Genomic DNA, 12,412 nt, shown 5'->3' on the forward strand with positions numbered 1-12,412 from the left:
CCCCTGGGGCGTGTCCCCCACAATGCCGTCTGAGATCTGAGGAACCAGTGCGCCGACTTGCCGGCCTTCTCGTCGTCCCCCTGCTGCTGTTGTCGTCAGCGGCCTGCGGCAGCGACGACGACAAGGGCTCCGACTCCGCTTCCGCCTCCGCGTCCGCCCCCTCCAAGGGCGGCTTCCCCGCCATCACCGCGGGCGAGAAGTTCGGCGAGAAGCCCACCCTGGCCAAGGGCACGGGTACGCCGCCCAAGGAGCTGAAGACCAAGGTCATCAGCGAGGGCGACGGCGCGAAGCTGAAGAACGGCGACGTGACCCAGGTCAACTACCTCGGTCAGGCGTACGACTCCACCAAGCCGTTCGACAACAGCTTCGACCGCAAGCAGCCGTTCGACCTGACGCTCGGCGCGGGCATGGTCATCCAGGGCTGGGAGAAGGGCCTGGTCGGCCAGAAGGTCGGCAGCAGGGTCCAGCTGGTCATCCCGCCGGACCTCGGTTACGGGGCCCAGGGCCAGGGCGACATCAAGGCGAACGCCACCCTGGTCTTCGTCGTGGACATCCTGAAGGCGAAGCAGATCCCGGCCTCGGCCAAGGGCACCGCCGTCGCCCAGGACAACACGGACCTGCCGAAGGTGGGCACCAACACCGACGGCAAGGCACCGAGCCTGACCATCCCGAGCAAGGTCGCCCCGCCGAAGAAGCTGGTCTCCGACTACGTGCTGGAGTCCAAGGGAGACGTGGTCAAGGAGAGCGACTCGGTCGTCGTGAACTACGTGGCCAAGCTCTGGAAGGACGGCAAGGAGTTCGACAACACGTACACCACGGGCAAGACGCAGACCTTCCCGCTGGCGCAGGTCACCCTCAAGGGCCTGAAGGACGGCCTGGTCGGCAAGAAGATCGGCAGCCGGGTGCTGCTGGTCGTGCCGCCGGACCAGGGCCTCGGTGACAAGGAGCAGTCGGGCGTCCCCGCCAACTCCACGCTGGTGTTCGCCGTGGACCTCCTGGCGAAGATGTAAGACTGTCCCGGTTGCCCAGTTCATCAGTAAGAGGAGCAAGTCAGTGAGCATCGACAAGCCCGAGATCGACTTCCCGGGCGGCGAGCCGCCGGCCGACCTGGAGATCAAGGACATCTGGGAGGGCGAGGGCGCCGAGGCCAAGGCCGGCCAGATGGTCTCCGTCCACTACGTGGGGGTCGCCTTCTCCACCGGCGAGGAGTTCGACGCCTCGTGGAACCGCGGCAAGCCGCTGCAGTTCAAGCTCGGTGCCGGCCAGGTCATCGCGGGCTGGGACAAGGGCGTGCAGGGCATGAAGGTCGGCGGCCGTCGCCAGCTGACCATCCCCGCGCACCTCGGCTACGGTGACCGCGGCGCGGGCAGCGCGATCGCCCCGGGCGAGACGCTGATCTTCGTCTGCGACCTGATCGCCGTCTGATCCGCGCGTAGGACGAGCAGGGCCCGTGCCACCAGGCACGGGCCCTCGCTTTTGTCCGGACACCCCGGGGCGGTACGGTCGAGCGTCGTAGAGCACGAGGGAAAGGGCGTCAATGGCGATTGCCAAGGCCGAGCGGCTGATGAATCTGGCGCTGTGTCTGCTGGGGACCCGGCGCCCGCTCAGCAAGCGCGAGCTGCGCGGCTCCATCGAGGCGTACCTCGAAGCGGCCTCCGACGATGCCTTCAACCGGATGTTCGAGCGCGACAAGGACGACCTGCGCGAGCTCGGCCTGGTCATCGAGACCGTGGAGAACCTGGACGGCGACACCGGCTACCTCGCCCGCCGCGACAGCAACCGGCTGCCGCCCATCACGCTGGACGCCGAGGAGGCCGCCGCGCTCGGCCTGGCCGCCAAGGTCTGGCAGCAGGCCCGCCTCGCCGGCGCGGCCAGTGGCGCCCTGCAGAAGCTGCGGGCGGCCGGGATGCCCGAGACCGAGGACACCTACGAGGTGCACAGTGCCCTCGAACCCCGCATCCCCGTCCACGAGGCCGCGTTCGAACCTCTGATGCTGGCCTGCCGGGACCGCCGCCCGGTGACCTTCGACTACCGCAAGGCCAACGCCGCCCAGCCCGAGCAGCGCCAGGTCGAGCCGTGGACCCTGGAATGCTGGCGCGGCCACTGGTATCTCGCCGGCTGGGACCGGGAGCGGGGCGCCGAGCGCGTCTTCCGGCTCTCCCGGATCACCGGCAAGGTGCGCTCCCGGGCCGGCGCCTTCACCGCCGAGGTGCCCGACGTGGTCACCGTCCGCGAGACCGTGGAGAGCTGGGCCGGAGAGACGGCCACCCGGACCGCCCTGATCAGGCTCCGCACCGACTCCGGCTACCCGCTGCGCGCCCGGGCCCTGTCGGTCCGGGAACTCGGGAACGGGTGGGACGAGTTGGAGATCCCGTACGGACACGGCCTGGACGCCTGGCTCGTGGAGTTCGGGCCCGACGTCGTCGTCACCGGACCCGAGGACCTGCGGGCCGACGTGGTGGACCGGCTGCGCGCCGTGGCCAAGGACTGAGGGGACCGAATTCCATGGCCACGAACGCCATCGACCAGACGCGCCGGATGCTCTCCCTGGTGACGTACCTGCGCGAGCGCCCCGGCGCCCACGTCCAGGACGTCGCCCGGGCCTTCGGGATCACCGAGGACGAGCTGATCTCCGACCTGGACGTGCTGCCCATGTGCGGGACCAGCTTCCGGGGCGGCGACCTGCTCGACATCGACACCGACGGCGACCGCATCTGGTGGCACAACGCGGACGACGTCGCCGAACCGCTGCGGCTCGCCGCCGACGAGGCGACGGCCCTGCTGGTCGCCGCCCGCGCCGTGGCGACCCTGCCCGGGCTGCGCGAGAGCGACCGGCAGGCGCTGCTGCGGGCCACCGCCAAGCTGGAGACCGCCGCCGGAGAGGTGGGCGCCGCCAGCTCCCGGCTCTCGGTCACCTTCGAGTCCGAGGGCGGCGTCTTCGCCGAGGTGGACCGGGCGATCTCGGAGCGGCGCCGGCTCTGGCTGCGCTACTACTCGCCCGCCCGCGACGAGCTCACCGAGCGCGAGGTGGATCCGATCCGGCTCTTCGCCGTCGGGCACACCTATATGGAGGCGTGGTGCCGCTCATCCGAGGACCGGCGCACCTTCCGCCTCGACCGGGTCGCCGAGATCCGGCTCCTCGACGAGCCCGCCGCCCCGCCCGAGCTGGAGCTGCGGGACCTGTCCGAGGGGCTGGTCCAGCCGGCCGCCGAGGACCCGGAGGTCGTGATCGAGGTCGGCCCCGGCGGGCGCTGGGTCGCCGAGTACTACCCGCACGACCTGGCGGAGGAGCGGCCCGACGGCGGTATGCGCATCACCCTGCGCACCCCGGACCCGGCCTCGCTGCGCCGGCTCGCGCTGCGGCTCGGCCGGGAGGGGCGCATCGTCTCGCCCCCGGAGCTGGCCGGGAGCGCGCGGAGTGCGGCGCGGGCGGCGCTCGCCGCGTACGACGGCACGGTCTGAGGGGGCGGCCGCACCCATGGGCCACCTGTCCGCGCGGCCGGGCCGCGCCGCCGTACCCACCGTGGCGGTGCCGGAGTCGGCGCGCTTCAAGGCCGCCTGCCCGGACTGCCGCGCGCGGTTCGAGCTGGCGGCGGCGGAGTTCCGGCTGGTGATCGGCGCGACCAGCCGCACCACGTTCTACTCCTTCACCTGCCCCGACTGCGCCGCGTGCGTCCGTAAGCCGGCGGGGGAGCGGATAGTGGAGCTCCTCACCGACGGCGGCGTCCGCACGCTGCGTCTGCACACCGGCTCCTGAAAGGCTCCTCGCGCATGTTCTGGCCCATGCTCGCCATCGCCCTGGGATTCCTCGGAATCGCCGTGCTCGGCCTGCTGGCCATCAGGGTGTTCGTCGAGGCCCAGCGCCTCGGCCACCAGGTGACCCGCACCACGGAGCGCATCAACCGAGCCGCCGACGACCTGGAACGCGCGGCCGAACGGCTCGCCGCCACGGGGGAGACGCTGCCCTAGAGGCGCCGTAGACGCGGCCTCCTGTTTCGGAGGACCGGGGGGTACGCTGCTGAAGGACGGCCCAGGCAGGAGGTGCGGGCCGCTATCGAAAGTATGCACGGGCATTGCCTCGCGTTTACTCCCGCGGGTTACGATCGCTGCCGGCGAATCGTCGGATGTGTATCCGCCACCCAAGGGCAGCGAGCCCACCTCCAGCCGCCTCAGCCAGAAGGAAGCACACCATGGGCAATCTGAAGCCTCTCGAGATCGTTCTGATCATCGCTGTCATCCTGCTGTTGTTCGGCGCCAAGAAGCTTCCCGACATGGCCCGTTCGCTCGGCAAGTCGGCCCGCATCCTCAAGAGCGAGGCCAAGGCCATGAAGAAGGACGACGAGCCGACGGTCACCGCCACCACGGACGCCCCCGCCGACGCCCCGCAGGCCGCAGCCCGTACGATCCAGGCCGCGCCCGGTGACGTCACGAGCTCCCGCCCGGTGAGCGAAGCGAAGCCCACCACCCAGAGCTGACCGCGCTGACGGACTCTTCCGTCAGCCGCCGCACGAGACGAGGGAAGTGGGTTGCTCAAGTCTGCCCGCAAGCAGGAGAAGGACAGCGAGGGGCGGATGGCTCTCGCTGATCACCTGCGAGAGTTGCGTAACCGACTGTTGATCGCGGTTGTGGGGATTCTCGTGATCACGGTGGTCACGGCCTTCTTCTACAACGACCTGATCAACTTCCTGATCCGCCCGGTCCTGGAGTCGGTCGGCTGCGCCCACGGTGAGAGCAAGCAGGCCAACGGCAACCCGTGTGCCGAGATGACGGTGCAGGGTGTCGTCGCGCCCTTCTCCATCGCCCTCAAGGTCTCCCTCATGGCAGGCGTGGTGTTCTCCACCCCGGTCTGGCTCTACCAGCTGTGGGCCTTCCTCGCCCCCGGTCTGCACAAGCACGAGAAGCGGTACGCGCTCGGCTTCGTCGGCGTCGGGGTCCCGCTCTTCCTGGTGGGCGCCGCTCTCGCCTACATCCTGATGCCGCAGACCGTGTCCGTGCTGCAGGAATTCACCCCGGACAACACGAAGCCCCTGCTGCCCATCGACGACTACCTCAACATCATCACGCGCATGGTGGTCGTGTTCGGGCTCGCCTTCGAGCTGCCGCTGCTGCTCATCCTGCTGAACTTCACCGGGGTGCTCACGGCCAGGCGGCTCGGCTCCTGGTGGCGCTGGATGGTCATGGGTATCACGATCTTCGCCGCCGTGGCGACCCCGACCGGGGACCCGCTCACGATGATCACGCTGGCCGCGCCCATCGTCCTGCTGTACTTCATCGCGCTCGGCATCTGTCTGGCCAACGACCGGCGCCGGAAGCGGAACAACCCGGACGCCGACCTCGATGACGACGAGGCGTCGGAGCTCGACCTCACCCCCGACGACATCGGCGACATGGAGCATGTGTCGGCGTCACCGACGCTGCCCGGTCAGTCCGACGGCGGACGGTCCTCGGCGCGCGACGGTTACGACGACATCACCTGACCTTGTAGGGTCCCCGGGTGACCAGCGAGATCACCCTCTTCGTCAATCCCACCGCGGGACGCGGCCGGGGCGCGCGAGCCGCGCAGCCGGCCGCTTCCGCGTTGCGGGAGGCCGGCTTCTCCGTGCGCACGATCCTCGGCGAGGACGCGGGTGACGCGCTGCGCCGGGCCCGGGACGCGGTCGCGGAGGGGACGGGCGCGCTCATAGCCGTCGGCGGGGACGGGCTCATGTCGCTGGCGCTCCAGGCGGTCGCCGGGACGCTCACCCCGCTCGGCGTGGTGGCGGTGGGGACCGGCAATGACTTCGCGCGCGCCCTGGGCCTGCCGATACGCGACCCCGGGGCGGCGGGCCGGCTCGCCGCCGCCGCGCTCAAGGGCCGGGCGCCGGTGCGCGAGATCGACCTCGGCCGGGCCGGGGAGCGCTGGTTCGGCTCCGTGCTCGCCTCCGGTTTCGACTCCCGGGTCAACGACCGGGGCAACCGGATGCGCTGGGGCGGCCGCTTCAAGTACGACCTGGCGATCCTCGCCGAGCTGGCCGCCTTCAAGCCGGTCACGTACCGCATGACGCTCGACGGGGGGCCGCCCCGGGAGCTTCGGGCGACGCTCGTCGCGGTGGGCAACGGCACCTCGTACGGCGGCGGCATGCGGATGTGCGCCGACGCGGTCATGGACGACGGTCTCTTCGACATCACGGTGGTCGGCGAGTGCAGTCGTACGACCCTGCTCAAGGTCTTCCCCCGGGTGTACAAGGGGACCCACCTCGGCCACCCCGTCGTCACCGTGCACCGGGCCTCGTCGGTCACCCTCGAAGCCGTCGGCGTCAGCGCCTACGCGGACGGCGAACCGCTCGGCGCGCTCCCGCTGACCGCCGCCTGCGTGCCGCGCGCGGTGCGGGTGCTGGGAGCGGGGCCCGAAGCGCGGACCATGGGCGATTAAAGATCGCGTCACTGTCAGAGGTGGCGGGTAGGCTCGACAGCAAGATGACAGACGACCTCTCACCAGCTGAGCGCTACCAGGCTTCCCGGCTCCGGGCGGCCGAGCAGGCGACCGCTCTCGGGCCGTTCCGCGAGATGTACGACTTCGATCTCGACCCGTATCAGATCGAGGCGTGCAAGGCGCTGGAGGGCGGGAAGGGCGTGCTCGTCGCCGCCCCCACCGGCTCGGGCAAGACGATCGTCGGCGAATTCGCCGTGCACCTCGCCCTGGAGCAGGGCCGCAAGTGCTTCTACACCACGCCGATCAAGGCCCTGTCGAACCAGAAGTTCGCCGACCTGGTCAGGCGCTACGGCTCCGACAAGGTCGGCCTGCTCACCGGTGACAACAGCGTCAACGCGGACGCCCCGGTCGTCGTCATGACCACCGAGGTCCTGCGGAACATGCTGTACGCGGGCTCCCAGGCGCTGAACGGCCTCGGACACGTGGTCATGGACGAGGTGCACTACCTCTCCGACCGCTTCCGGGGCGCCGTCTGGGAAGAGGTGATCATCCACCTCCCCGAGTCGGTCACCCTGGTCTCCCTGTCGGCGACCGTGTCCAACGCGGAGGAGTTCGGCGACTGGCTGGACACCGTGCGCGGCGACACCGAGGTGATCGTCTCCGAGCAGCGGCCCGTCCCACTGTGGCAGCACGTGCTGGCCGGGCGGCGGATGTACGACCTCTTCGAGGAGGAGACCGACCACGGCGGCCGAGGCGTCGGCCGCCGCGAGGTCAACCCCGATCTCGTCCGCCTCGCCCGCATGGAGAACCAGCGCGGGTACAACCCCCGCGACCGCCGCCGCGGCAAGATGGTCCGCGAGGCCGACCGCGAGCGCGAGCGGCGCCAGCGCAGCCGGATCTGGACGCCCTCGCGCCCCGAGGTCATCGACCGGCTGGACGCGGAGGGGCTGCTCCCCGCGATCACGTTCATCTTCAGCCGGGCCGCCTGCGAGGCCGCCGTCCAGCAGTGCCTGCACGCCGGGCTCCGGCTCAACGACGACGAGAAGCGCCGGCTGGTCCGGGAGATCGTGGAGGAGCGGACGGCGTCCATCCCGTCCGAGGACCTGCACGTCCTGGGCTACTACGAGTGGCTGGAGGGCCTGGAGCGGGGCATCGCCGCGCACCACGCCGGGATGCTCCCGAGGTTCAAGGAGATCGTCGAGGAGCTGTTCGTCCGGGGCCTCGTCAAGGCCGTCTTCGCGACGGAGACGCTGGCGCTCGGCATCAACATGCCCGCCCGCTCGGTGGTCCTGGAGAAGCTCGTCAAGTGGAACGGCGAGCAGCACGCCGACATCACCCCCGGCGAGTACACCCAGCTCACCGGCCGGGCCGGGCGGCGCGGGATCGACGTCGAGGGCCATGCCGTGGTGCTCTGGCAGCGCGGCATGGACCCGGGCGCCCTCGCCGGACTCGCCGGCACCCGCACGTATCCGCTGCGCTCCAGCTTCCGCCCCTCGTACAACATGGCCGTGAATCTGGTCCACCAGTTCGGGCGGCACCGCTCGCGCGAGCTCCTGGAGACCTCCTTCGCGCAGTTCCAGGCGGACCGGTCGGTGGTCGGAATCTCCCGCCAGGTCCAGCGCAACGAGGAGGGCCTGGAGGGCTACCGCGAGGGCATGACCTGCCATCTCGGTGACTTCGAGGAGTACGCGCGGCTGCGCCGCGACCTCAAGGACCGGGAGACGGAGCTGGCCAAGCAGGGCGTCTCGCAGCGGCGGGCCGCCGCCGCGGCGTCCCTGGAGAAGCTGAAGCCCGGCGACGTCATCCATGTGCCGACCGGCAAGTTCGCCGGCCTCGCGCTCGTCCTCGACCCCGGGCTTCCGGCCGGCCGTACCAACGGGCACGGGCACCGCGGCATGGAGTACCACGACGGGCCCCGCCCGCTGGTGCTGACCGCCGAGCGGCAGGTGAAGCGGCTCGCCTCGATCGACTTCCCGGTGCCCGTGGAGGCCGTGGAGCGGATGCGGGTGCCGAAGTCGTTCAACCCGCGCTCGCCGCAGTCGCGCCGGGACCTGGCCTCCGCGCTGCGGACCAAGGCCGGGCACATCGTCCCGGACCGGCACCGCCGGGGGCGCGCCCCCGCCGCCGACGACCGCGAGATCGCGCGCCTGCGGGCCGAGCTGCGCGCCCACCCCTGCCACGGGTGCGACGAGCGCGAGGACCACGCCCGCTGGGCCGAGCGCTACCACCGGCTCCAGCGCGACACCCGGCAGCTGGAGCACCGCATCGAGGGGCGCACCAACACCATCGCCCGCACCTTCGACCGGATCGTCGCCCTGCTCACCGAGCTCGACTACCTGCGCGGCAGCGAGGTCACCGAGCACGGGAAGCGGCTGGCCCGGCTCTACGGCGAGCTGGACCTGCTGGCGAGCGAGTGCCTGCGCGCCGGCGTCTGGGAGGGGCTGAACGCGGCGGAGCTCGCGGCCTGCGTCTCCGCCCTCGTGTACGAGGCGCGGCAGGCCGACGACGCGGTGGCGCCGAAGCTGCCGTCGGGGCCCGCGAAGACCGCGCTGGGTGAGATGGTCCGCATCTGGGGGCGGCTCGACTCCCTGGAGGAGGACTTCAAGATCAACCAGGCCGAGGGGGTGGGCCAGCGCGAGCCCGATCTCGGCTTCGCCTGGGCGGTGTACATGTGGGCGTCCGGCCGCCCGCTGGACGAGGTGCTGCGCGAGGCGGACATGCCGGCGGGCGACTTCGTGCGCTGGTGCAAGCAGGTCATCGACGTGCTGGGCCAGGTGGCCGCCGCCGCACCGCGCGAGAACAGCACGGTGTCCCGGAGCGCCCGCAAGGCGGTCGACGAGGTGCTGCGGGGCGTGGTGGCGTACAGCTCGCTGGGCTGAGACACGCGGAAGCCGGCCGGGCGCGCGGTCCGGTCGGCTTCTGTGCGGCTCCCTTTCTAGGACCGGCCGCCTCGGCTCATTTTCATCGACGCGCCCGCGCAGACCAGCCCGAGCAGGGCGGTGAGTCCGCCGATGATGACGTTGTTGAGGATGACGCCGGTGTCCGGGCTGCTGCCGACCACCCAGGGCGAGATGATCATCCACGCACCCATGGCGCAGATGGCCCAGCTCAGGCCGTACATCCGTTGCGGCATCGCCGTGAACCCGAGGCCGAGCACGGCGATCGCGATGCCCATGACCAGGTTGTGCGTCACCAGTGCGGACTGCGAGGTGGTGAAGTGCAGCACCCAGGGGGAGACGGCGCAGTAGAGACCGACCAGGAAGACCGGCGCGTCCACGAGCGCCACGTCGCGGCCGCCCATCACGCGGGCGTATCGGTCGCTCATTTCCGTTGCATCGGGGTGTCCGGCCATGTCGTGGCCGACGTGCGAGACGTTTGACATCAGTTTCGTCCCCTTCGGATCATGCGGACCCGGTCACCGCCACGCGCGGGAAGCGGCCCGCACTGTCCATTCTGCTCTTATCCGTCGCTTATGTGTAGGTTCAAGGCGACTGGATTCCGCAGGATCCGCACCGGCCCGCCCGGGGTCCCGCGGTGGGCCGGTGGCCCACCGCGGGGGGTGTGGTCAGGCGGCGGGCGGCATCAGGACCGTGTCCACGATGTAGACCGTGGCGTTGGCCGTGGGGACGTTGCCGCAGACGACCTTTGACGAGTCGTTCACGGTGTACGTCATGTCCGAGCCCGAGGTCGTCAGCTCGCCCTTCTCCAGGGTCTCGAAGGAGCCCTTCTCCAGCTGCTGCGGCGTCAGCTTCTGGCCCACCACGTGGTACGTGAGGACCTTGGTGAGCGCGGCCTTGTCGGCGAGCAGCTTGTCGAGGTCGGCCTTCGGGACCTTGGCGAAGGCGTCGTTGGTCGGGGCGAACACGGTGATGTTATGGGCGTTGTTGAGGGTGTCGACCAGACCGGCCTTCTTGACCGCGGTGACCAGGGTGGACAGGGCCGGGTTGTGCGAGGCCGCCGTGGCCACCGGGTCCTTCGCCATGCCGGTGAAGGAGCCCGCGCCGCTCTTCGGGACCGAGGCGCAGGCCGGGCCGAAGGGCTTGTCCGTGTCCATGGACTTCTCGGCGGACGGCGAGGTGGGGGCCTTCGCGGAGCTGGCGCTCGATCCGGACGCGCTGTCCTTGGAGTCGTCGGAACAGGCCGTCAGGGCCAGCGGCAGGACGAGCGCGGCGGACAGCGCCACGGCGGCGCGGCGGGCGTGGATGACCTTCATGGTGTTCTCCTGTGTGGGTAATCGGTTGATTGCGTACGGTAATTGGCTTGGGGTGCGCGCGGCCCGGGCGGGCGGTGCGCGTGTCGGGCGGAGGCGGCGGGCCGCGTCGTCAGGACACGTCGACCACCACCGAGTGCCGGCCGGTGGCGCCGTTGGGCACGGTGCCGGCGCGCCGGGCGGTCTGGGTGGCGCCGGTGCTGTCGGTCGCGCGGACCTCCAGGGTGTGGCTGCCCGGGGTGGCCGGCCACTCCCACACCCACTGGCGCCAGATGTCACGGCCGGCCGGCGCCGCGAGCCGCGCCGGGTGCCACGGGCCGCCGTCCACCCGGACCTCGACCCGGGTGATCCCGCGGTGCTGGGCCCAGGCGACCCCGGCGACCGCCACCGTGCCCGCCTTCGGGGACGCGAAGGGGCGCGGGGTGTCGATGCGGGCCTGGGTCTTGATGGGCGCCCGCCGGGACCAGGTCCGCTTCACCCAGTACGCGTCGTACGCGTCGAAGGTGGTCAGCTCGATGTCCTTGATCCACTTGCAGGCCGACACGTATCCGTACAGGCCGGGGACGACCATCCGGACCGGGAAGCCGTGCTCGAAGGGCAGCGGCTCCCCGTTCATGCCGAAGGCGAGCAGGGCGTCGCGGCCGTCCATGACGTCCTCGACCGGGGTGCCGATCGTCATGCCGTCCACCGAACGCGCCACGAGCTGGTCGGCCCGTCCGCCCTCGGACGGCGGCCGCACCCCCGCCTCGCGCAGCAGGTCGGCCAGGCGCACGCCGAGCCACCGGGCGTTGCCGACGTACGGTCCGCCCACCTCGTTGGAGACGCAGGTCAGCGTGATGTCGCGCTCCACGGCCCGCCGGCGCACCAGGTCCTGGAAGCTGAGCGTCACCGGACGGGTCACGCCCTTGCCGTGGATCCGCAGCCGCCACTCCCCGGCGTCCACCCTCGGCACGACCAGGGCCGTGTCGACGCGGTAGAAGTCCTTGTTGGGCGTGACGAACGGGCTCAGCCCCCGGATCGCCAGCGCCGCGCCGGCCGGTACGGCGGGGGCGGGCGAGGCGGGCACGGGGAGCTTCAGATCGCGCCGGGACGCCTCCGCCCCGGCCTGCACGGCCGAGGTGAGCCGCCGCCCCAGCAGCCCCGCCCCGGCGGAGGCCACCGCCGCGACACCCGCCGCGACGACGAACCCGCGCCGGTCGAAGCCGCTCGCGGCTCCCTCCCCCGAGGAGGGGGCCGCGGCCGGGGACAGACGACCGGCGAGGAAGTACAGGACCCCCGCGGCCAGCACCGCGCCCACCACGGAGGGCAGGGCGTCCGAGACCTGGCTCTCCGGCCGGCCGGCCGCCGCCGTCGCGCCGACCGCGCCGAAGACCAGCACGGCCGCCGATCCGGCGAGCCGGTGGCGGAGCGTCAGCAACCCGACCGCCACGGCGAACAGCGCCAGGATCGCCAGGATCCCGAGCTCCAGGACCAGCTTGTCGTTCGTCCCGAAGTTCCGTACGGCGAAGTCCTTGAGCGCCGGGGGAGTGCGGTCGATCACCGCACCGCCCACCGCCGCGACCGGACCCGCCTCGGGACGCACCAGCGCGGCCACCAACTCGGCGACGGCCAGGGCGGCGAACCCGGCGATCACGCCACCGAGCGCCGCGCAGGCCGCACGCACCCAGCGGGACCGCCGGGACATGACGGGCCCGCTCTCCGGATCGTTCCGCTCTTCACTCACGACGGGGATTCGGCGCCGAGCGCCGAGCGGATTGGTCTGTCACCCGATCGGATGAACGCCGGGTTCC

13 protein-coding genes are annotated in these 12,412 nt (G+C 71.4%); 10 read left to right on the forward strand and 3 right to left on the reverse strand.

Going from position 1 to position 12,412, the window contains the following annotated elements; translation table 11 throughout:
- The first annotated feature begins 47 nt into the window (after nt 1–47).
- The 10 genes from OG867_RS26855 (at nt 48) to OG867_RS26900 (ending at nt 9,291) form a co-directional block, all read left to right on the forward strand.
- Entirely contained in the window at nt 48–1,010 is a 963-nt protein-coding gene (locus tag OG867_RS26855) for an FKBP-type peptidyl-prolyl cis-trans isomerase (protein ID WP_406289149.1), read from the forward strand.
- A gap of 43 nt (nt 1,011–1,053) precedes the next feature.
- Entirely contained in the window at nt 1,054–1,425 is a 372-nt protein-coding gene (locus OG867_RS26860; protein WP_328899368.1) for an FKBP-type peptidyl-prolyl cis-trans isomerase, read from the forward strand.
- Nucleotides 1,426–1,537: 112 nt separating this feature from the next.
- Entirely contained in the window at nt 1,538–2,491 is a 954-nt protein-coding gene (locus OG867_RS26865; RefSeq protein ID WP_361035202.1) for a WYL domain-containing protein, read from the forward strand.
- Nucleotides 2,492–2,505: 14 nt separating this feature from the next.
- Nucleotides 2,506–3,462, forward strand: a complete 957-nt coding sequence (locus tag OG867_RS26870) for a WYL domain-containing protein (RefSeq protein ID WP_328899367.1) — start codon at nt 2,506–2,508, stop codon at nt 3,460–3,462.
- Between the two features lie 16 nt (nt 3,463–3,478).
- Complete coding sequence (locus OG867_RS26875; RefSeq protein WP_328899366.1) at nt 3,479–3,757, forward strand: hypothetical protein; 279 nt, start codon at nt 3,479–3,481, stop codon at nt 3,755–3,757.
- A 14-nt stretch (nt 3,758–3,771) separates the two neighbouring features.
- Complete coding sequence (locus OG867_RS26880; RefSeq protein ID WP_328899365.1) at nt 3,772–3,969, forward strand: hypothetical protein; 198 nt, start codon at nt 3,772–3,774, stop codon at nt 3,967–3,969.
- A gap of 221 nt (nt 3,970–4,190) precedes the next feature.
- Entirely contained in the window at nt 4,191–4,475 is a 285-nt protein-coding gene (gene tatA / locus OG867_RS26885; RefSeq protein ID WP_328899364.1) for a Sec-independent protein translocase subunit TatA, read from the forward strand.
- 51 nt (nt 4,476–4,526) lie between these two features.
- Nucleotides 4,527–5,477: a twin-arginine translocase subunit TatC gene (tatC, locus tag OG867_RS26890; RefSeq protein ID WP_328899363.1), complete on the forward strand. Its 951-nt coding sequence runs from the start codon at nt 4,527–4,529 to the stop codon at nt 5,475–5,477.
- Between the two features lie 17 nt (nt 5,478–5,494).
- A complete protein-coding gene (locus OG867_RS26895; RefSeq protein ID WP_406289155.1) occupies nt 5,495–6,412 on the forward strand; it encodes a diacylglycerol kinase in 918 nt (305 codons plus the stop codon).
- 44 nt (nt 6,413–6,456) lie between these two features.
- Nucleotides 6,457–9,291 carry a DEAD/DEAH box helicase gene (locus OG867_RS26900; RefSeq protein WP_406289158.1) on the forward strand — a complete coding sequence of 945 codons (2,835 nt, stop codon included), beginning with the start codon at nt 6,457–6,459 and terminating at the stop codon, nt 9,289–9,291.
- 56 nt (nt 9,292–9,347) lie between these two features.
- Here the strand turns inward: OG867_RS26900 and OG867_RS26905 are convergent, their stop codons facing one another.
- The 3 genes from OG867_RS26905 to OG867_RS26915 all read right to left on the reverse strand — a co-directional run bounded on the left by OG867_RS26905 (nt 9,348) and on the right by OG867_RS26915 (nt 12,306).
- Complete coding sequence (locus OG867_RS26905; RefSeq protein ID WP_018103758.1) at nt 9,348–9,737, reverse strand: SPW repeat protein; 390 nt, start codon at nt 9,735–9,737, stop codon at nt 9,348–9,350.
- Between the two features lie 240 nt (nt 9,738–9,977).
- On the reverse strand, nt 9,978–10,625 hold the full coding sequence (locus OG867_RS26910) for a fasciclin domain-containing protein (protein ID WP_406289160.1): 648 nt from the start codon (nt 10,623–10,625) through the stop codon (nt 9,978–9,980).
- A gap of 109 nt (nt 10,626–10,734) precedes the next feature.
- A complete protein-coding gene (locus OG867_RS26915) occupies nt 10,735–12,306 on the reverse strand; it encodes a molybdopterin-dependent oxidoreductase (protein WP_406291185.1) in 1,572 nt (523 codons plus the stop codon).
- Between the last annotated feature and the right edge of the window lie 106 nt (nt 12,307–12,412).

Source organism: Streptomyces sp. NBC_00209, assembly GCF_045206345.1.
GTDB lineage: Bacteria > Actinomycetota > Actinomycetes > Streptomycetales > Streptomycetaceae > Streptomyces.